Origin of the sequence: Enhygromyxa salina (assembly GCF_002994615.1) — a bacterium.
In the GTDB taxonomy this organism is placed as follows: Bacteria; Myxococcota_A; Polyangia; order Nannocystales; family Nannocystaceae; genus Plesiocystis; species Plesiocystis salina_A.
The window spans coordinates 15846-36249 of the sequence record NZ_PVNK01000165.1; the positions used below are offsets into that span (position 1 = coordinate 15846).

Annotated in this window: 15 protein-coding genes; 11 read left to right on the top strand and 4 right to left on the bottom strand. The window is 65.8% G+C overall.

From position 1 onward, the window contains the following. Positions 1–71 precede the first annotated feature (71 nt). Entirely contained in the window at positions 72–1757 is a 1686-nt protein-coding gene (locus ENSA5_RS18075; protein ID WP_106392928.1) for a thiamine pyrophosphate-dependent enzyme, read from the top strand. Positions 1758–2284: 527 nt separating this feature from the next. Here ENSA5_RS18075 and ENSA5_RS18080 read toward each other — a convergent pair. Then, entirely contained in the window at positions 2285–3046 is a 762-nt protein-coding gene (locus tag ENSA5_RS18080; protein WP_106392929.1) for a Stp1/IreP family PP2C-type Ser/Thr phosphatase, read from the bottom strand. Positions 3047–3330: 284 nt separating this feature from the next. Here ENSA5_RS18080 and ENSA5_RS18085 point away from each other — a divergent pair, with 284 nt between their 5' ends. Together ENSA5_RS18085 and recA are read left to right on the top strand one after the other, a co-directional pair. After that, positions 3331–4746, top strand: a complete 1416-nt coding sequence (locus tag ENSA5_RS18085; RefSeq protein WP_181197882.1) for a CinA family nicotinamide mononucleotide deamidase-related protein — start codon at positions 3331–3333, stop codon at positions 4744–4746. Between the two features lie 101 nt (positions 4747–4847). After that, positions 4848–6020 carry a recombinase RecA gene (gene recA, locus ENSA5_RS18090; RefSeq protein ID WP_106392931.1) on the top strand — a complete coding sequence of 391 codons (1173 nt, stop codon included), beginning with the start codon at positions 4848–4850 and terminating at the stop codon, positions 6018–6020. Between the two features lie 26 nt (positions 6021–6046). Here recA and ENSA5_RS18095 read toward each other — a convergent pair whose 3' ends face one another. Next, positions 6047–6568, bottom strand: coding sequence for a GNAT family N-acetyltransferase (locus ENSA5_RS18095; RefSeq protein WP_106392932.1), 522 nt, complete (start codon positions 6566–6568; stop codon positions 6047–6049). Positions 6569–6721: 153 nt separating this feature from the next. Here ENSA5_RS18095 and ENSA5_RS18100 point away from each other — a divergent pair, with 153 nt between their 5' ends. Continuing rightward, positions 6722–7174 (top strand): deoxycytidylate deaminase, encoded by a 453-nt coding sequence (locus tag ENSA5_RS18100; RefSeq protein WP_106392933.1) that lies wholly within the window; start codon positions 6722–6724, stop codon positions 7172–7174. Between the two features lie 66 nt (positions 7175–7240). Here ENSA5_RS18100 and ENSA5_RS18105 read toward each other — a convergent pair whose 3' ends face one another. Next, a complete protein-coding gene (locus ENSA5_RS18105) occupies positions 7241–7975 on the bottom strand; it encodes a hypothetical protein (RefSeq protein ID WP_106392934.1) in 735 nt (244 codons plus the stop codon). Positions 7976–8692: 717 nt separating this feature from the next. Here ENSA5_RS18105 and ENSA5_RS36070 point away from each other — a divergent pair. Both ENSA5_RS36070 and ENSA5_RS18115 read left to right on the top strand, forming a co-directional pair. Further along, complete coding sequence (locus ENSA5_RS36070) at positions 8693–10828, top strand: FG-GAP-like repeat-containing protein (protein WP_181197883.1); 2136 nt, start codon at positions 8693–8695, stop codon at positions 10826–10828. A 522-nt stretch (positions 10829–11350) separates the two neighbouring features. Continuing rightward, positions 11351–11722, top strand: a complete 372-nt coding sequence (locus ENSA5_RS18115) for a hypothetical protein (RefSeq protein WP_106392936.1) — start codon at positions 11351–11353, stop codon at positions 11720–11722. Between the two features lie 126 nt (positions 11723–11848). Here ENSA5_RS18115 and queD read toward each other — a convergent pair whose 3' ends face one another. After that, entirely contained in the window at positions 11849–12211 is a 363-nt protein-coding gene (queD, locus tag ENSA5_RS18120; RefSeq protein ID WP_106392937.1) for a 6-carboxytetrahydropterin synthase QueD, read from the bottom strand. 389 nt (positions 12212–12600) lie between these two features. Between queD and folE2 the strand changes: the two genes are divergently transcribed. The 5 genes from folE2 (at position 12601) to dpdE (ending at position 20404) form a co-directional block, all read left to right on the top strand. Continuing rightward, entirely contained in the window at positions 12601–13404 is an 804-nt protein-coding gene (folE2, locus tag ENSA5_RS18125) for a GTP cyclohydrolase FolE2 (RefSeq protein ID WP_106392938.1), read from the top strand. Beyond that, positions 13401–14336 (top strand): hypothetical protein, encoded by a 936-nt coding sequence (locus ENSA5_RS18130; protein WP_106392939.1) that lies wholly within the window; start codon positions 13401–13403, stop codon positions 14334–14336. Before folE2 ends, ENSA5_RS18130 begins: the two co-directional genes overlap by 4 nt. Before the next feature lie 3 nt (positions 14337–14339). Further along, a complete protein-coding gene (gene dpdA, locus ENSA5_RS18135; RefSeq protein WP_106392940.1) occupies positions 14340–15620 on the top strand; it encodes a tRNA-guanine transglycosylase DpdA in 1281 nt (426 codons plus the stop codon). A 4-nt stretch (positions 15621–15624) separates the two neighbouring features. Then, positions 15625–16749 carry a DGQHR domain-containing protein DpdB gene (dbpB, locus tag ENSA5_RS18140; protein WP_106392941.1) on the top strand — a complete coding sequence of 375 codons (1125 nt, stop codon included), beginning with the start codon at positions 15625–15627 and terminating at the stop codon, positions 16747–16749. Positions 16750–17197: 448 nt separating this feature from the next. Next, positions 17198–20404 (top strand): protein DpdE, encoded by a 3207-nt coding sequence (gene dpdE / locus ENSA5_RS18145; protein ID WP_181197884.1) that lies wholly within the window; start codon positions 17198–17200, stop codon positions 20402–20404.

Genomic DNA, 20404 nt, shown 5'->3' on the forward strand with positions numbered 1-20404 from the left:
CCCCCCTGTCGACGGTGAGTCAGCTCTCGCGGTCTGGCCAGAGCCCGCCGACTCCGTGGCAGAATCAGGACATGGGGACCGAGCTCGACGCCCTGTCTGCGTTCGCGGCTGCGCTGGTCGGCGGGGGCGTCGAGTTCGTGACCGCGTTCCCCGGCTCGCCGACGACCAAGCTCGCCCTTCACCTCGAGCGCAACGCCGCAGAGCTCGGCATCGAATTTCGCTGGGCGATCAACGAGAACGTGGCCCTGTCCCAGGCCTTCGGGGCCGCGATGGGAGGTCGCGGCGCGGTCGCGCTGATGAAACACGTCGGCGTCAACGTGGCCAGCGACGCGCTCCAGGTCATGGGCGTGGTCCATGGTCTGGCCGCGCCGCTGCTGTTGATCGAGGGCGCGGACGCCAAGCCCGGCTCGAGCCAGAGCGCCCAGGACAATCGCTCGCTCTACGCGTCGAGCCCCCAGCTGCTGGTCCTCGGTCCGAGCGGCGTGGGCGAGATCCTCACGCTGGTCGCGGAGGGCTGTGCGATCTCCGCGGCCGCGGGCATGCTCGTGGTCATCCGCGGCGACGCTCGCTGCTTCGCGGCCGGGGCCTGCTCGCCCGGGTCCGCGCGCCCGTCAAAAAAGATCGTCGCGCGGCCCTTCGAGCGCTGGCCCGCGCGCGGCTGGGCGCTGGCCACGAGCGCGAGGACCTACGGCCACCACCTCGAGCAGCGGCGCGCGGTGTTCGAGCGCCTGCGTCCGTGGATCGAGCAGCGGCGGGCCGAGTATGGCCTCGACGGCCAGCTTCACCTCGCCGTCGTCGTGGCCGCCCACCTCGGGCCGGAGATCGCGGCCGCGATCCGGGCCCGGCGGCTGCCCTACATGCGCCTGACCGTCGAGCACCCGCTGCCCGAGGCCGCGCTGCTCGAGCTCGCGGGCCGCGTCCAAGAGCTGGTCGTGCTCGAGGAGTGCACGCCCACGCTCGAGCGCGCGCTCGGTTTCCTCGCTCACCGGGCCGGGCTGCGGACCAAGGTCGTCGGCCGCAGCGCCCTCGGTGATCGGCGCCCGATCGGCCGCCTCGATCCGGACGCCCTCGCCGAGCTGCTCACCGCGCTCGAGCGCCGCTGCCCGCCGGGCCGACGCGCGCGCGAGCTGGCCGAGCGCGAGCCCAAGCGCTCCGACTCCGCCGATGCGGTCGATCCCGTCGCGGTCCTCGAAGACCTCCCCGATCAGCTCGAGCGCGAGCGCCTCGCCCTCGACGGCGCCCGCCCGGCCTCTGGCTTCGTCCCCACCGACCCGCGCCAGGCCATCTTCGCCGTCTTGCGCGAGCTCGCGCCCGAGACTTTCATAGCGACCGATCCGGGCGTCACCGGCGTGCTCGCTCTCGCCGGACACCAGTGCGACGTCAAGATGCACATGGGCGGCGCGGTTGCGATCGCTGCTGGTTGGTCGCGGGCCCGGGCCCGAGCCCAGGGCTGCCTCGCCGTCGCCGTCGTCGGCGACACCAACTTGCCGCACTCCGAGTGGCTCGGCCTGCTCGACGCCGCCGCCCACAACGACGACCTGCTCATCGTCGTCGCCGACAACGGCGCGAGCGAGATGACCCAACAGATCGTCACCTCCCGCCTCACCCCCGAGCGCACCCGCGCCAGCCTCGAGGCCGCCGGAATCCCCTGCGAGGTCGCCACCGCCACGACCAACCCCGCCGACTGGTGGGCCGCCATGCTCCGCGACGCCGCCCACGCCCCCGGCCCCCGCCTCGTCTGGCTAGAGGGTCTATGACCCCCCTGGTCGTCAGCGACTCTGCCACGCACGGCCGCAAGCGGCCGGTCGCTCGTTCCTCGCTCGGTGGGCTCTGATGTGCCTTGCAACGGCATGCGTGGCCCCCTAAAGGGGGCTCGAGACGCGCGCTTGAACATTTGCTTCCTGGCAGGGTGCGAAAGCGGCCGGGGCCCCACGGATCAGACGGCGAAGCTCATACCAGCCCACCGAGGCGGTGCGTGGCGCCGTCGCTGACGGCCGGGAGCAAGACCAAGCCCCCCTTGGGGCCCCACGGATCAGACGGCGAAGCTCATACCAGCCCACCGAGCGAGGGAGCGCAGCGACCGAGCGACCGGCCGCGGAGCGGCCGTGCGTGGCGCCGTCGCTGACGGCCGGGAGCAAGACCAAGCCCCCCTTGGGGGGCCACGGATCAGACGGCGAAGCTCATACCAGCCCACCGAGCGAGGGAGCGCAGCGACCGAGCGACCGGCCGCGGAGCGGCCGTGCGTGGCAGAGTCGCTGACGGCCGGGGGGGGTCTAAACCAGCCCTAGTACCGGCACTCGACGACCATGGCTGTGATGTTGTCGGTGCCGCCGGCTGCGTTGGCCTGATCGATCAGCTCGCCAACGCTGGCCTCGAGGTCCGCGGCGTTGTCGACGATCCGGTTGATCTCGGGATCGCTGAGCATGCCCGACAGCCCGTCCGAGCACAGGACGTAGCGGTCGCCGTCTTCGATCTCCCACTTGCCGATGTCGACGACCACGTTCTCGCGCATGCCGAGGGCCCGGGTGATGACGTTCTTGTGGGGGAAGTTTCGGGCCTCCTCCTCCGTCATGTCGGGCCGCGCGTCCTTGTAGTCTTCGAACAGCGAGTGGTCGCGGGTCAGCTGCTTGATCTGGCCCTTGCGGATCCGATAGACGCGCGAGTCGCCGACGTGGGCGACGTAGGCGTGGTCGCCGTTGATCAGGCAGCCGACGACGGTCGTGCCCATGCCGCGCAGGTTCGGCTCGGACTGCGACTTCTGGTAGATGCGCAGGTTCGACAGGCGGAAGCCCGCGACCATCCGATTCTCCACGTAGCTGAGGTTGTGGTCGTAGCGATACGGCCACGTCGCGTCGGCGTCGCGGGAGTGCTGGTAGAACTCCCCGACGACGTCGGCTGCGAGTTTACTGGCGACTTCTCCACAGGCGTGTCCGCCCATGCCGTCGGCCACGATGAAGAGCTGTTCATCCTCGATCAGAGCGAAGTAGTCCTCGTTATGAGTCCTCTTCATGCCGACGTCGGTCTTGGCCGCGTAGCGGATCCGCACGGTTCGGGCATCTTAGTCGACTGGGGCCACCGGGGAAAAGGACCGCGCGGGTCACTCGGCAAGTCGGGCTCGTGAGCGCGGCCCCGACCTCGCGTCATTCACGCGATTTTGGCCCGGGGCGATCTCCGAGAACGCTGTACTCCGAGCCTGTCCCCGCGCGCCGACATCTCGCGCCAACCCGCCCAGGCCTTGCTTTTGAGCCCCATGAGGCCCAATCTGGGGGTCGGCTCCAGCCCCGGCTGAACATCTTGACATCTGCTCAGTGGTCAGCAAGCGTGACGACCGTGCCCAGGGTGCGCGCTCACCTGCTGACGATCGGCGACGAGTTGCTCTCGGGCGACATCGTCGACAAGAACAAGGCCTGGCTGGGCCGTCGCTGCCGTGCGCTGGGCCTCGAGGTCGTCCGCGCGACCACGGTGCGCGATCGTCAACAAGAGATCGTCGACGCGATCCACGTGGCGGCGGGTGACGCCCAGGTCTGCCTGGTCTCGGGCGGCCTCGGGCCCACGACCGACGATCTCACGGCCGCATCCGCCGCGGTCGCGGCCGGGGTCGGCCTGGTCCGGGATCAGGGCCTCGCAGATCGGCTCACGGACTTCTTCGCGTCCCGGGGCCGCGAGCTCGTCGAGACCAACCTCAAGCAGGCCGACCTCCCGGCCGGGGCCAGCGTGCTCGACAACCCGATCGGCACCGCGGCCGGCTTCGCCCTCGACGTGCGCAGCCCCGACGCCGAGGGAGCACTCGGGGCCGGGGCCGGGGCCGGGCCCGGGTGCTGGCTGTTCTCGATGCCCGGGGTCCCGCGTGAGCTCCACCTCATGATGCGCGAGCAGGTCGAGCCCCGGCTCCGCGAGCGCTTCGAGCTCGAGCCGATCCCGCGCCGGATCTACCGGGCGCTCGGCAGCGGCGAGTCCACGGTCCAGCACAACGTCGAGGCCGTGCTCGCGGCCGCCCGTGAGCGCTCGCCGGGCCTGGCCAACATGTTCGTCCACTTCCGGGCCCGCTACCCGGAGGTCCAGCTGATCCTCGAGGCCACGCCCGGCCAAGCGGGAGCGGGCGCGGGCGCGGGCGCGAGCGCGGCCGAGCTCGCCACCCTCGACGAGCCCCTCGCGCAGGCGATCGGTCCGGCCCTGTACGCGATCGAGGGCGACGCCGTCGACGCGGGCGAGGGCTCCGGCGAGCTCGCCGGGCTGCTCGTGCGCAAGCTGATCGAAGAGGGCCTGACCCTCGCCACGGCCGAGTCGTGCACCGGGGGCGGCGTCGGCCAGACGGTCACCAGCGTGTCCGGGAGCTCGGCCTGCTTCGTCGGCGGCGTGATCTCCTACTCGAACGCCGTGAAGATCGCCCAGCTCGGCGTGCCCGAGCGCGTCCTCGAGGCTCACGGCGCCGTGTCCGAGCCGGTCGCCCGCGCGATGGCCGAGGGCGTCCGCGCCCGCCTCGGCGCCGACATCGGCGTGTCGACCACCGGCGTCGCCGGTCCCGGCGGCGGCACCGAAGCCAAGCCCGTCGGCACCGTCGACGTCGCCGTGGCGACCGCCGAGGGCACCACCTACAAGCGCCTGCGCCTGTTCGGTCGGCGCGAGACCGTCCGCTACGCCACGATCATGTGGGCGCTCAAGCTGATCTGGGACCAGCTCCCCGGTCAGAGCTCCAAGCAAACCCCCGCTCCGGCCGGGTCTGCCCCTGCGCAGACCGCCGACTGAGCATCTTGTCTCGTTCGGACAACGTCCGACCCCCGACCCCGCGCTAGGGTCCCCCCACACCGGGCCCTGCCCCAACCCAGCCTTTCCCCGAGAACCGCACCATGTCCAAAGCCGTCCCCGCATCCTCGCAAGACAAGCGCAACGCCGCCATCGACCTCGCCCTCGCGACCATCGAGAAGCAATTCGGCAAGGGGTCGATCATGCGGCTCGACGCCGAGGGCAAGCTGCCCAGCCAAGACGTGCCGGTCGTGCCGACCGGGTGCCTCGGCCTCGACATCGCCCTTGGCATCGGCGGGCTCCCGCGCGGGCGCATCGTGGAGATCTACGGGCCGGAGTCCTCGGGTAAGACCACGCTGTGCCTCCACGTGCTCGCCGAGGCCCAGCGCCAGTCGGGCGTGTGCGCCTTCATCGACGCCGAGCACGCCCTCGACGTCACCTACGCCCGGCGGATCGGGGTCAAGACCGAGGATCTCCTGATCTCCCAGCCCGACTACGGCGAGCAGGCCCTCGAGATCTGCGACATGCTCGTGAGGTCCGGGGCGATCGACGTCATCGTCATCGACTCGGTCGCCGCGCTCACGCCCAAGGCCGAGCTCGAGGGCGACATGGGCGACACCCACGTCGGCCTCCAGGCCCGGCTCATGAGCCAGGCCCTGCGCAAGCTGACCGGCTCGGTCTCGCGCGGGCGGACCCTGGTCATCTTCATCAACCAGCTGCGGTCCAAGATCGGCGTGATGTTCGGCAGCCCCGAGACCACGACCGGCGGCAACGCGCTCAAGTTCTACTCCTCGGTCCGCATGGACATCCGCCGGATCGGCAAGATCAAGCAGGGCGACAAGGTCACCGGCAGCCGGACTCGCGTCAAAGTGGTGAAGAACAAGATGGCCGCGCCCTTCCGCGAGGTCGAGTTCGATATCAACTACCCCGACCCGAGCAACCCCAAGCAGGGCAACCAGGTCGGCATCAGCCGCGAGGGCATGCTCATCGACCTCGGCGTCGAAGATCGCGTGATCGACAAGGCCGGCGCCTGGCTCAGCTACAAGGGCGACCGCATCGGCCAGGGCCGCGAGAACGCCAAGCAATTCCTCTACGAGAACTCCGACATGTTCGGCCGGATCGAGGCCGAGGTCCTCGGCAAGCACGGGCTCGCCCGCGGCGGCCCGACCGAGGTCATCGAAGGCGGCAAGGCCGAGGCCAAGGCCGAGGCCCGGCCCAAGGTCGTCGAGGCCCGGCCCAAGAAGAAGACCTCCGCAGCCAAGAAGCGCTCGCGCTAAGCCCCCAGCCGCGCCCCCGAGCAGCCTCAGGAGTCTCGCCGCACGATGTAGCGGGCGAGCTCCATGTTGACTCGGGGGTGGGTGAACATGCCGAGGTACTGCATGCCGCACCTGCGCATGACCGCGATCGAGGCCGCGTTTTCGGGCATCGCGCAGGCGTCGACCGCGGTCTGTCCGAGGGTCGTGAACGCGTGCTCGAGCAGCACCCGCGAGCCCTCGGTTGCGAGCCCGCGGCCCCAGACCTCGCGGCGCAGGCGGTAGCCGAGCTCGAGGATCTGGTCGTCGAACACGCTCGGCCGGAGGTGAAACCAGCCCAAGAACGCGCCGGCCTCGGAGCCCGCGAACGCGCTGAAGTAGCCGAAGGGCCGCCCCACCCACGCGCGCATGCGGGGCAGGAGCTCGCGCTCGTAGACGCTGCGCGGGTTGGGCTGGCCGCCGCTGATGTAGCGCATGACCTCGGGGTCGGCGTCGAGGGCCACGAGCTCGTCGAGGTCCGCCTCCTCGACGGGTCGGAGCCACATCCGGGGGGTCTCGAAGGTCTGATACATCGTCGGCCGATACCCTGGCCGATCGCCGCGGGCGGAGCAAGGCGCCGGGCTCGGGGCCTCGCTCGCGGCGCCCGGAGCTCCTTACGACCGTGCCGCGAGCGCCCCGACCCCTCGAGCTGGCCAGCAAAATAATAAACGGCGACACTGCGGGCGATGGACCTCAAGTGGGACCGACGGTTCTTGGCGCTCGCCCACCACATCTCGCAGTGGAGCAAGGATCCCTCGACGCAGGTCGGCTGCGTGGTCGTCGGCCCGGACCGAGAGATCCGCAGCACCGGCTTCAACGGGCTGCCGCGCGGCATCGAGGACACGGTCGAGCGGCTCGGCACGCGCGAGCTCAAGTACCCGCTGATCTGCCACGCCGAGGAGAACGCGATCATGCACGCGGCCCGGATCGGCGTCGCGCTCAAGGGCTGCATGGCCTACGTGACCTGGCCGCCGTGCACCCGCTGCGCGCGCTCGCTGATCCAAGCCGGGGTCGACGAGGTCGTGTACCCGGGGCCGATCGAGATCCCCGAGCGCTGGGAGGAGGACTTTCGGATCAGCAAGGCGATGTTCGACGAGGCCGGGGTCTCGGTCCGCGAGGTCGACACCCGCGAGGGCTGAGCGCGGGCCCGCCGATCGGGGGCGCACAGCGGGCGGCGGCGCCGACCTCACGGTCGAGGAGAAGGCTCAGCCTGACTCGCCGTCGCCGGCCTCACCCTCGGGCACTTCGTCTGCCTCGGTCACCTCGATCACCTCTGCGCCGCCGCGGCTTCGGGCCGGCGCGGTGTACGAGTAGGCCGCCCGCACGTCCCCGTCGAGCAGCGCCCGGAGCTCGCCGAGCACGGCGCCGAGCTGGGACACGCCGTTGGATCGGCGGAATCGAAACAGGTCTCGAGCCCGGGCGAGCTCGACGGTCTGCGCCTCCCAACCCGTCACGGCCTTCTCGAGCTCGTCGATCGCCCCCGCGAGCGTCGCCTTCCCCTGCTCGAGGGTCGCGCGTAGCTCGTCGGCCTCGGGGTGGGCGCTGACCTGCTCCGAGGCCAAGAGGTCGTCGGTCGCCGAGTGGAGGGTGGACAGGCGGTCGAGCTGCGCGCGACCACGGGGCGCGGTCAGATAGTTGAGGCCGCGGGAGAACAGCCGATCGACCACGAAGGTCACGTCCTCCACGACATCGACTTGCCTGCGGTAGCGCCGGACCTTGCGGTCGCCGATCTCGTCCTTGTGGTCGCGCAGCGCCCGGGCTCGAACCTCGTCGCGCCGCGCATCGGTCAGGAGCGCCTGGGCCTCGTCGACGCCCTTCAGGACCGTCTCGACAGACTCCGCGATACCCGCCGTCTTGGGATCTGCCGCGAGTCGCGCGCTGAAGTAGACGAGTTGGTCGGTATAGGTTTCGTACTTTTCATTACCTTTTGGCAGTGCCATGAGGCGCGACGCTAGCAACCTTTCTGCCGGGGACAAACTGAGCAGGGGGTGCATGGCTGGCCTTGGAAGCCACAAAATCCGCTCAGAACACCGTCTTCGGCGGTTCAGGGGCGCTGGAGGCGCGGCGAAATTGCCGCTTCATCCGGGCGACAACCCCGCCCGTGCGGCGGGGGCGCACCGTCCCGCGCCTGGGCCTTGGAGCGAGGTGGACAAGCTGCGCGTCCGCTGACTTGGCGGGTGTGACAACACGGCGAGGCGGTGACTCGGCGGGGGTGATCGCGGTGGCAGCCGGGTCGCTGCGTGAGTCGTGGGGCGCGGCGGGAGGGCACGGCCGACGCGGGCGTGAAGCGAGGGGCCCGGCGAGGGTGCCCGCGCGAGTTGGGTCTGAAGTCGACGGCGACGCGGGTTGGCCAAGCAATTGGGGCGGCGCGCTGCCTCGAGCTGCGTGGCGCGTGCAAAGCGTGCGCCTAGTGCCTCGCTCTGCTTGACGCCGTGCCACCGGCCTTGGGATGCTTGGGTATGAGGCGACCCCCCGAAGTGACATCGGCGACGAGACGACGCATCACGACTGGCCTGATGTTCGTGCTCTGTTCGTGTTCATCTGACAGTGATCTCCCTCCGTTGGGAGAGACCGGTGGGACGACGGTCGGTGAACAAGAACAGCCGCTGCCAGGAGGCGCTGGCTGTGAGAACCACTGGTACGACTACGATGGTGCCGTGGTGGCGCTGGAGTCCAATAATTCGGAGGCCCAGTCTGGCTCCCTGGCGGATCATCAAGGCGTCATTGAATTCACTGCGCCACCAAGGACCATTCGTCCGGAAAAACAGGGGACCATCGATCCTCACTTTGCCGACTTGACCTTTGACGAGTTCGCAGATCTCCATGCGACTCCATTCGGAAGCGACTGGTTCGTCGATGGTGACCAGCCGATGACCGATGCAGGCCTTCATGCACTTTATGATTCTCTGCAGACACAGGCTTCCAACTCCCCGCCAGGCGAGTCGACGCCAGTGGCATCTAACTACGAAGTGGAAGGTTTTGACGCCGCCTGGAGTGCCGGCAGGAAGCTGTCGCTCACCTGGTGTATTGGCCGCATCATGCCTTCGCCTTTGGTGGATTCTGACACGCACCAAGAACACCTTGCGCGCGCTGTAGAAACCATGGAGTGGGCTGCCCGTGCATGGGAGCGTACAGGAGACGTCAACTTCATTCACCTGACTGAATATGACAGCCCTGAGTCCCAGAATTCGGGGAACTGCCAACCCGGAGAGAACGGTGTTGTTCTTCGCGTACGGACAGGGCCTGACTGTATCCAAGGTTGTGGGGCTGCCACTTATCCTGAGGCCATCCCGTACAATGAATTTGTTAGCCCCGAGGACGTCGAGGGAACCGCCGAAATTGTTTTGGGCCTCCAGCGGTTCTTCAGCACCGAGACTGAGGCGCGCATCAACGCGCTGCATGAACTCGGACACGTCATGGGGTTTACTCATGAGCACTTGCAGTGGGTGGGCGAACAGGAGGGGGGGGCGTGCACGCTCTTGAGCCAGATTCCATGGCGAGGAGTGACGCCGCCCGATCCAGATTCCGTCATGGCATATGATACGTGTGTCGGGGTCAACAAGAATTTGCCCCGCTTATCGCCCTGGGACAGGCTCGGGTCTTTCTACACCTACAGTTGGGGCCATCGTCGCTCCCTGATGATGAGTGCCGTCAGTGGAGTCAGTGACTACGCCTACGATGGGTCTGGGCGAACCGGTGTTCTTTGGCAGAAAACGAAGGATCCAGAACTCGAGGTTTGGACGTCGATGGGGGAAGCCGGCGAGGCGATCGAGTTCGCCGTCGAATACAAGTGTGTCGACGGTTCCACGCCTCCGTGTTCGAGTTCATTCGACGTCGAAGGGCGTACTCGTCCAGTCAATGCTCACCTCGCTGGCACCGTCAGTGATCTGGACGTTTTGTTCAACGGCCCCGGCCCGGTCCTCGCTGACTGGCTTGTGCTCAACGATGGCGTCGCCCTCGACCCCTGGAATATTGATCTTGACGGCTACGCGGTGCCCGTAGTTGGTAGCTTCACGTCGGGGATCGGTGATCAGATCCTCCTGTATCGTCCAGGCGTCGAGGATGACCCTCTTCTCGTCCTGGATGACTCAGGCTTGTTGGCGATTCCCATGAACCATGCGGGATACGCATATCCACTCGCGGGTCGATACCGAGGTTTTGGCGGCGGAGGGAATGATATCCTGTGGTACGATCCGCAGTATGTCGAGTTTTCGGTCTGGCAGTGGATCGCCGGGAATCCCTTCGATTACATCGAGAGTGGTCCTGCGGACGCGGGGAGCCTCGGGCTCGCAGATGACGCCGAGTACGTGCCGATCCTCGGAGACTTTAACGGTGACGAGATGACCGATATTTTCTGGTACTCAGCTGGTGTTTCCGCCGATGTCATGTGGTGGTCAGTCAGCAACCAAGATGCGGTGATTTTTGAGGCGGCCGATGTGCAGATCGACGGCGAGTATCGTCCGTTCGTGGGTGACTTCGATGGCAATGGGGTCTCCGATATTCTCTGGTTCGCATCCTACGCAGAGGCGGTCAAAGAGACATCGAAGATATGGTACTTCTCCGAAGACGAGACGTTCGCATCAGTCACGTTGTCGACAAACCTCGACTACAGCCCCTACGTCGCGGATTTTGACGGTGATGGCTGTTCCGATATCCTCTGGTATAAACCAGACAATCCGAAGCACGAGAGCCCGTTGTGGCGATGCGTGCCGAACCAGCGTGACTTCGTCTGCGAGCCACCCGTGACGACACCCACCAGCGCGTACCCCGTCGGATTCGGAGGCGCCTACTAATGCCAACAAAATACGAGCTGTGGCTGGCAACCCTGACGCTCACGGTCGCGTGTAGCTCGCGTTCAGTAACCCAGGACTGTGACGGCATGTGTGAGCCCGCGGGGCCCGCGTTCCCGGGCGTCGGCGAGTGCGTGGAGGGGGTCTGCACACCAACCTACGGTGAATGCGCAGACAAGAGCGAGGTCTCGACATGCGCTGAAGTTTGTGAGGCAGAGGGGAGCGTCTGTGTGACCAACGGATGCGGAGGCCACACCTACCGAATTTACACCATCCTGGAGTGGTGCGAGGACCCTGACCGAATTGGCGTCGAGATCGCACACGACTGCAACGAACCTGTCGACTGGCAGGTCAACGCCGCAGTCAAATGTTGCTGCGAACAGCGAGACTAGAATGCGCAACCTCCCAACACTACTAATCGCCGTCGCCGCCCTTGGCTGCATTGAAGAAGACCCCACGACCGGCCCCCCGCTCGAGTCCGCACCCCTTTACCGGACCACGCCGGCCTTATGTGAAGATTGCCGCGTGCTCACACTTTATCGCAACCAGAGCGCGGTCGAGCTGCGCGCTCATCAACCCGACGGCAGCTTCGACGGACGGGCGACCGCGACCCTCTCGGACCCGACCAACGACGAAGTGACGGAACGAATCTCCGCGCTGACCAGCGGCGCGCAGGGCCTCGGCGAGCTCCCGAGCGGTGTGCCGACGGATCTCCCCGTCATTGAGCTGTGGCTGCCCGGGCTCTCGATCAGCTACTCGACGGGCTACCCACCTACAGGCGTGGTTGAGCTCGACGAGACCTTGGCGGCGATCCTCGATGATCTGTCCCACTGCCGCAGCAGCGAGCGCATGACCGTAGACGCAGACTGCGAGCAGCTCGCCTACGTCCCGGATTGAGTCCGTCGCCGAGCTCGCGCCAGGGACGCCCGGCCCGCGACGGATACTGGAGCGCTTGGGCGCGACGTTGCGACGGACACGAAGGAGACGCTGCGCGCAGCCAGCGGTCCGGAGCCGCGCGGAGCCTCAGTCGGACTCGCCCTCGTAGATGCAGCCCGAGGTGCAGGTCTCGCGGACGACGATCTTGCTCAGGCCCGGGAGCGAGTCGCCGAGCTCGCGCCAGATCCAGCGGGCGAGGTTCTCGCTGGTGGGGTTGTCGAGGCCGGGGATCTCGTTGAGGTAGTGGTGGTCGAGGCGCTCGTAGAGCGGCTTGAAGGCCTGCTTGATGTCGGCGAAGTCGAGGACCCAGCCGCTCGCGGGGTCGACGGGGCCGCGGATGTGGACCTCGACGCGGAAGGAGTGGCCGTGGAGGCGGCCGCACTTGTGGCCCGGGGGGACGTTCGGGAGCAGGTGCGCGGCCTCGAAGCGGAACTCCTTGAAGACGTCCATGGCGGAGGGGGTTGTAGCACTTGGAGGAGTCTCGGCCCAGGGGTCATGACGCGCGCGGAGGTGGTGAATGTCCAACCGCGACAGTGCCGCGGCCTGGTCGCGATACTTTGCTTGATTGAACAAGTTCTAATGATTGGGACGTGATCCCATTCATTGGGTAGTTGGGTGTGATGAATCCGAGGAGTCTAAATCGCAACGTTGTCCAATACATACGAGCTTCGGACAATAATCTAGGCAACTACGCGAACCGAGTCATGTGGGGCAACCGCGACGAACGAGGAGGCCGCCAACGGCGTCATAGGCGGTCGTAGGTGGCGGTTCCCGTAATTCGAGGCGGATCCGATCGCGCGGGTTTATCGGCGCCAACATCTATGGTACGACACCGCGCTATGCAGGACGTCCAGGGCCTCCCCGACGACCGAGAGATCGCCCTCGACCGCGTCGGCGTCGCCGGTCTCTGCCATCCGATCGTCGTCCTCGATCGACGCTCAGAGAAGCAGCGTACCGTGGGCACCTTCGAGATGTCCGTTTCCCTCCCGCGTGAGCAAAAGGGGACCCACATGAGCCGCTTCGTCGAGGTGCTCAACGAGCACCACGGCGAAGTGACGATGCGCACGGTTCCAAAGATCCTGCGAGATCTCCAGACTCGTTTGGATGCGTCGAGTGCGCGAGTTGAAGTCGAGTTTCCCTACTTTCTCGAGCGAACTGCGCCGGTCAGCGGGGCGACGGCGCTGATGGACTACTCGTGCGCGTTCATCGGCGAGCTCAGCGAGGACGAGGATGACTTCGTGCTTCGGGTACGAGTTCCGGTGACCAGCCTGTGCCCCTGCAGCAAGGCGATCTCTGAGCGAGGCGCCCACAACCAGCGGGGCTACATCACGATCTCCGTCCGCACTCAGACTGATCTCGACGGGGATCCGCAGCTCGTCTGGATCGAGGAGCTCATCGAGGTTGCCGAGCAGTCCGCGTCCGCGCCTGTCTACCCGTTGCTCAAGCGGCCCGACGAAGCTCATGTGACCGTTCAGGCCTACGACAATCCGGTTTTCGTTGAGGACATGGTTCGCAATGTTGCTCGGCGGTTGCAGGACGAACCTCGAGTTCACTGGTTCGAAGTCCACGCCGAGAATCACGAGAGCATCCACAACCACTCGGCCTTCGCCCAGGTCACGTGGTCGCGCAGCGAGCCTCAATGACCGTCCACATCGTGGCCAGCTGCACGGAGCGCAAGCGTGCGTCCGTGCCCAAGGACCTGCGCGTGCGGGCTCTCGCGGACGGCCCGGTGGAGCAGCGCGCCGCCCGCTGGCTGGTGAAGTTGGCCAGCTCGGAGGCGACCCCGAAGCAGGCGAGGGATCTCTACGGCGGCGAACACTGGAAGTTGGTCCTCGAGCTCGAGAGCGCGCTGCGGGATGAGCGGGACAGGATCGAGCTCTCGGTCGCGTCTGCGGGCTACGGGCTCGTGTCGGCCGATGAGCCGCTCAGGCCGTACTCGGCGACCTTCGCGGCCCGCCAGCCGGACTCGGTGGTTCGGCCTCAGGATCAGAGCGACGCCTGGTGGCGCGTCATTTGCGCGGGCCGAGGGGCGCCAAATTGTTTGGAAACCCTCGTTGCTGGGGCCGAAGGTCTCGTCGTGATCGCCTCGGCGAAGTACCTTCGAGCCATGCTGCCGGACCTGCTCCGCGCGCGCGACGCTCTCCCGGATCCCGACCACCTCGTCGTGTTCGCGGGCTCAGATCTCGCTGAGCTGGGCCCATCGCTGATCCGCGTGGACGCGCGAGTCCAGGTCGCGCTGAACACGAGGCCTGACGACCGCCTTCGCGGAAGCAAGCAAGGTCTCGCAGCGCGCACAGCGAAGGAACTGCTGTGTCGGACCCGAACATGGCCGCCTACCGCCACGAGCTTGGCCAAGGCGTACCATCGGCTGGTGGCTGACGTTATGCCTCCGCCAATTCTCGACCGCGTGCGCCATGAGGACGATGGCGTGCGGGCCTTTATAGGGAAGTCGCTGGAGGAGAACCCTCGCGCGGGCTGGACCAGCTTGCTCCGAGCGTGGCGAAGTAGCGGCCAAGCCTGCGAACAGAAGCGTTTCAAGCGCCTCCATGGCGAAGTCAAGGCGAAGAGGTCCTGACCGGTGCAATACTTTCTTCCCGATAGCCAAGACCTCGTCGACCCGAGCTTCGATTTCGAAAAAGAGACGCGGAGTCCAGACCGGGTCCGACACCGCGACGACCGCTATGCCCACGAAATCTTTGGTTCCCGTGTGTTCGACGGCATCCTGGTATCCAAGGGGATCGTTGACTCGAGCGGCGGAACCGGTCGCTACACGGGCCCGCAGCGGCGGCGCTTCGACCGAGACGGTGCCAAGCGCTTCTTCCGTGCTGTCCGCCACCCGTGGGGCAAGCTCCGTTTCATGGGCGACTGCGGGGCGTTCACCTATGTGAAGGAGGAGAAGCCGCCGTACTCCGTTGACGAGGTCGTGGAATTCTACGTCCGCGGCAAGTTCGACCTCGGCGTTTCGGTTGACCACATCATCCTCACCTACGACCCCGACTGGGACGCCTTCGGCAAGTCGTCCGTCCCACCCGAAATTCTTCAGCGCCAAGAGCTCACCCTCGAGCTTGCGCGGGATTTCATCAAGAAGGCCAAGAAAGCGGGCAGTTTCACGCCAATGGGGGTGGCGCAGGGCTGGAGCCCTGCTTCGTATGCGCACGCCGTCAAGGCGCTGCAGAAGATGGGCTACCGCTACATCGCTATCGGCGGGGTCGTGCCGCTCAAAACCCACAAGTTGATCCACGTGCTCGACCAGGTCAACGCCGTCCGCCAGGCGCGGGTCAAGCTCCATCTGCTCGGCGTGACCCGACTCGAGAAGATCGCCGATTTTCGCTCTTTTGGCGTGGCCAGCTTCGACAGCACGTCTCCGCTGCGTCGCGCCTGGCTAGACAACAAGGTCAACTACTACACGCCGGATCGTTCGTACACGGCCATTCGGGTCCCTCAGGTCGACGGCAATGTTCGGCTGCAAAAGCGTATTCGGGCTGGAGAAGTCAAGCAGGAGCACGCGCTCGCGGCGGAGACCAAGTGTCTGAAGTACCTCGCCGAGTTCGACGCTGGGAAACGTAGCGAGCGATCAGTTTTGAAGGCCCTCACCGAATACGAGCGCATCCACGACCCTGGCGGGGACCGGTCCGAGGTCTACCGCGAGGTCCTGGCTGACCGCCCGTGGAAGGCGTGTAAGTGTGAAGTCTGTGTGGGCCTCGGCCACCACGTGATCCTGTTTCGAGGGGCTGAGCGCAACCGTCGTCGAGGTTTCCACAACATTGGTGTGTTCTACCAGCAGTTGAAGCAGGAGCTCGCGCGCCCGAAGCGCCGAACGCCCGCCCGTGAACCCGAGCAACGTGTTCTGAGCGTCTAGTTTTATGCGCAAGTCCAGTGCAGTCATCAAGGTTCCGGCGATGGAAATTCGCCAGTCGCCGGGACGCAAGCTCTACACCTTCGCGGTCGACGGCAAGCGCGTGTACGACTTTGTTGACATCTCACGCATTCGGCGCAATGCAGGGGCGGAGCTCGAGGGCTATCAGCGCCCGGAGGTCGTGGCTCACATCCAGGAGATCAAGGAGTACATCGAGAGCGACGCTCCGATGATCCCCAACGGGATTGTGGTGGCCTTCGACTCGCGGGTGAAGTTCAAGCGGGTCAAGTCCGCGGCGCTCGACATGAGCAGCGACGCGGTGATGGGGGTGCTCGAGATCCCGGTTGGTGAGCATGGCAAGCGCGGGAAAGTTGGCTTTGTCGTTGATGGGCAGCAGCGGCTCGCGGCGATCCGGGGCGCCAAGGTCCAGAAGTTTCCGATGCTTGTCTCGGCGTTCATCACTGATGACCTTCGCCAGCAGACGGAGCAGTTTATCCTCGTCAACTCGACGAAGCCGCTGCCGAAGGGGCTCATCTACGAGTTGATCCCCCACACGGATGCGAGGCTGCCGACGGCGCTGCACAAGCGGCGGCTCGCGGCGTACCTGCTCGAGCGACTCAATCATGAGGAGCAGTCGCCCCTCTACAAGATGATCCGGACCCCGACCGCTCCGGACGGGGTGATCAAGGACAACTCGATGCTCAAGATGCTGGGCAACAGTCTCAGCGATGGGGTGCTCTACGAGTTCCGCGAGCGCAACGAGTTGACCGTGGAGTCGGTTGCCAACATGTCGGCGTTGCTTCGGCGCTTCTGGGGGGCGGTCAAGGAGACGTTTCCGGAGGCGTGGGGGTTGAAGCCACGTGAGTCGCGGCTGATGCATGGGGCGGGGATCGTGAGCGTGGGCAACCTGATGGACCACATCGCGTCGCAGCGGACTCGGCGGTCGGTGATCCCGTCGCAGAAGTTCTTTCGCAAGCACTTGTCGTTGGTCGCGCCCGAGTGTGCGTGGACGAAAGGGGATTGGCGGTTCGGGCCTGATGACGTTCGTGCTTGGAATCAGGTGCAGAACACGAGGCAGGATGTCGAGATGCTGACGGATTTTTTGCAGCGTGCGTACGAAGCCGCGGCGTAGTGATTAGGTTCGACGTCACCCGCAAGATCGAATAGCTTGGTTTCCTCAGGTTCGGCCTTGGCCCGATGCTATGGGGTGGCGTACGTGACCAACGCGTGATCGAACCGACTTGGGCCACCTTGGATGGCCAGACTCGTCCTTCTGTTCTTCATCACTAGACGAGACTAGATGGCCACCCTGGTGTCCGCGTGGTAGGCGCATGCGTCCCGTCGAGGTCGCCGACACTCGGGACGGCGTCAGGTGTCGGCAGGGAGCGCGAATTACGCGAGTCGCCGGCATCAACGACGCCCAGCCTCGTTGCGCGGATTCGCCCGTGCCCTGTGCTCTCTCAAGACTTGTTTGTCGGGGCCCAACTCCGATTCAGCGACGTTGCAGCATAAACGTGACCCGTCACACTCTTTGCTGGACACGCACCCTACAAATCTTCTATTATCAACCCAGGTCCGATATGAGGTTCGTCATCTCCACTGCTTCTTCCGTTCGCGGATTTGGATTCGGCAAGCAGAGCCTGGGCGAGGGGCGCGTCGAGTACTTCATCTCGGCGGCCGACGAGGTCTGCTCCGTAACTGTCCCGCTAGCGACCATCCTCGAGCGAAGGCTCGAAGCCCAAGAGCGCGTCTACTTCCAAGATGGCTTGCGCTGGAAAGTCGGGCGACTCGACGAATATGTGACACCTACGAGAATCTCGCTCAGGTTGCCCAACGACGAGTGGCACGAACTAGACATCGCCGATGCTCACGTTCGTTCGGATCTCCCGCTGGGCGACCCGCTCGGGCTTTTGCAGCAACGCACCACCCACACCCCATTTTGGCACAACTACAGAGCCGACCTCGTACGAGCCATCGCCGAACAGCGCGCGTGCTACCGTGGTCTCCTCGGCCTGGCGTCTGCCAATGTGGAGATCTTCGCCCATCAACTGCTCGTCGTCCAGCGCGTGCTCAAGGACCCCGTTCTTCGCTATTTGCTCGCCGATGAGGTCGGTCTCGGGAAGACCATTGAAGCGGGGACAATCATTCGTCAACACTCGATCGACGAGGGCGACGAGGCACGCGTAGTCGTGCTTGTCCCCGATCATCTCGTCGACCAATGGCGGGCAGAACTCAAACACCGGTTTCACATTCCACGGCTGATCGAATTCCCTGGTGAAAGCATCAGCAACGACCCTGGTGTGCAGGTGCTCGGCCACCGCAACGTCCCGCGGCTTCTGGACCTGGAGCAGCCGCCCACGCTGGTCGTGATCGACGAGGCCCACGAAGTCGCCCGCTACGCCTTCGAAGAGGGCAAGCAGCGCCACGCCTTCGATATCGTCAGCAATGTCGCCAAGGATGCGCAGGGCGTATTGTTGCTGTCCGCGACGCCTGTCCTGCACAACGAGGACGCGTTCCTGGCCATGCTGCATCTGCTCGATCCCTCCTCGTACGACCTTGAGGATCGTGCAGATTTTCGCGCCAGAGTTGAGCATCGTGAACTCATCTCGCAGGCCATCGCTGAACTCGACGATGAAGCACCGTCTTTCCTCGTCGAAGGCGTGCTCGACCGACTCGAGGAACTCGCAGCGTCTGCCCCGATCCTCGATCAGAAGATCAAAGAGCTCAGGGGGGCGCTCGATGTCCTCGATGATCTCCATCTCGCCGAGCTCGTGGCCTCGTTGCGTTCCTACCTACAAGAGCGCTTCCGTCTCGACCGCCGGCTGCTCCGGACGCGGCGCAAGCAAGACGATGTCCGCCCCGACCTGCCCACTCGCCAGCTCCACCCCCTGAACTACGATGATCCCGTGCGTCGGGCGGCGTTCGAGTGGCTCGAAGGCTGGCGCTTTTCCACGTCCGGCGGCGAGGACACCGACGAAGTCCGCCGCGTGTTTCTCGAACTGCTCGAGGCTGCGCTCATTCACCCTACCACGCTGGGGGAGGCTGCGGTGAAGCGGCGCAATGCTATCCGGGCCAAGACCCAACGTGAACTGTTCGAGGGCGAAGTTGACAGACTGGCCAGGTTCACGGCGGCGCCCGTCGCCGAGGACCCGCGCCTGCTTGCGCTGCTACAACTGATCAACGCCGACATCCCGCGCAAGAAGTGGGTGGTGTTCTGCTCAAGCCCGACCGTCGCCGCCCAACTCTGCAGCGCGCTGCGCAAAAAGCTGTTCGACAAGGTCGCGCATGTCGGCGCGGAGGACACATCCATAGCGAAGGTTGTCGCGGACTTTCATACACAGCAGGACCTTATCGTGCTCGTCTGTGATCAGGGCGGTGAGCAGGGCCTCAACCTCCAGGGTGTGGACGCGCGCCTCGTCCACTTCGACCTGCCGCTCTCACCCAACCGGATTGAACAGCGGATCGGGCGACTCGATCGCATCAACGGCAACCGCTACATCACCTCCTTCGTGCCCGGACTCGATGTCGAGGTCTCGCGTCGGACCTACGAGGACGCTTGGGCTGAGTGTCTCGCCAAGGTCGTGCGCGTGTTCGATGATTCGGTTGCTTCGCTGCAGCACGTGCTCGACGCGGGGACGACCTGGCTGCGGGGGCAACTGCTCGACGAAGGCGTCGATGCCATCGCGGATCTCGCCGAGCAGTGGCAGGCCGAGGCGGGTGAATTCAGCCTCAGGACCGAATCGCGGCGCGTCGAGCAAGAGGCGATGCTCGACCAGATCGAAATACTCGAGGGTATCGAAGACGTCTACCCCGGGCTCGACAACTACGAGTACGACGAAGGTGCGAACCGATTCACGGACGCCGTCGCGCGCTGGGCGACGAGGGCCCTCGATTTCAAGCTGCATCGCAACGGCAAGCATAGCGACACCCTCGACTTCGAGCACGGGCCTACCACGCTGCTGACCCCCAGCCGCCTGCGCACGACATTCGCGGATGCCTTTGTTAAGGATCGCAAGCGGCACAGGCCACACACTGGCTGGCTCGAGTTCGACCGTGGGCGCGCGGCCAAGACCGACAGCATGCCGATCGCCCGCGTCGGCCACCCTTTCGTCGAGGGCGTGCGCAAGCTGATGGAGCACGATGAGCGCGGGCGCGCCTACGCGATGTGGCGCGAGGTTGAGAACTTTAACGAAGTGTTCCCCAGCGCGGGCTCCGAGGCCCTGTTCTTTCGCTTCGATTTTCTCATCGAGGCCAACCTCGACGCGGTCGTACAACTCGCGCGAGACAGGAACGTGTCACTGGCGGCGATTGCGCGGCGGGCAGAAGAAGCCTTCCCGCCGCTATACGAGACTGTCTGGATCGACATTGAGGGCGACGAGGTCACGCAGGTGCAACTCGAGCAACTCGGCCGCGCCTACAGCCAGAACTCGGGCGACAAGAACCTCCGCGACGAGCGCTGGGATCCCGTCGACGCCCTCGGACTCTACGCCGACTGGAGCGACGTATGCAGCCTTGCGCGGGAACGGGCGCGGCAGCGACTGGAGCAGCGCACCGAACTTAGCAAGCGACTCGAGTGCGCAACCGACTACGTCGACGAGGTTTATCGCGAGGCCAAGCGCGGCCTTGAGGCACGCATCCAGGCCGTCGCGGGGCGTCAGGGTGATCGCCGGATCCTTGCGCTCGAGACCGAGATTCACCGCTGCCTCCACGGCGCTCTCCAGCCGCCCACGGTCCGGCTCGACTCGGTCGGTGCCGTGGTCCTCGCTGATCGCCCGTTCCCGAGTTGA

Bases quoted from the DNA above. Each gene is read 5' to 3' on its own strand.
- ENSA5_RS18075 (WP_106392928.1), top strand. From the start codon at position 72: ATGGGGACCGAGCTCGACGCCCTGTCTGCGTTCGCGGCTGCGCTGGTC.
- recA (WP_106392931.1), top strand. From the start codon at position 4,848: ATGTCCAAAGCCGTCCCCGCATCCTCGCAAGACAAGCGCAACGCCGCC.
- ENSA5_RS18095 (WP_106392932.1), bottom strand. From the start codon at position 6,568: ATGTATCAGACCTTCGAGACCCCCCGGATGTGGCTCCGACCCGTCGAG.
- ENSA5_RS18100 (WP_106392933.1), top strand. From the start codon at position 6,722: ATGGACCTCAAGTGGGACCGACGGTTCTTGGCGCTCGCCCACCACATC.
- ENSA5_RS18105 (WP_106392934.1), bottom strand. From the start codon at position 7,975: ATGGCACTGCCAAAAGGTAATGAAAAGTACGAAACCTATACCGACCAA.
- queD (WP_106392937.1), bottom strand. From the start codon at position 12,211: ATGGACGTCTTCAAGGAGTTCCGCTTCGAGGCCGCGCACCTGCTCCCG.
- folE2 (WP_106392938.1), top strand. From the start codon at position 12,601: ATGCAGGACGTCCAGGGCCTCCCCGACGACCGAGAGATCGCCCTCGAC.
- ENSA5_RS18130 (WP_106392939.1), top strand. From the start codon at position 13,401: ATGACCGTCCACATCGTGGCCAGCTGCACGGAGCGCAAGCGTGCGTCC.
- dbpB (WP_106392941.1), top strand. From the start codon at position 15,625: ATGCGCAAGTCCAGTGCAGTCATCAAGGTTCCGGCGATGGAAATTCGC.
- dpdE (WP_181197884.1), top strand. From the start codon at position 17,198: ATGAGGTTCGTCATCTCCACTGCTTCTTCCGTTCGCGGATTTGGATTC.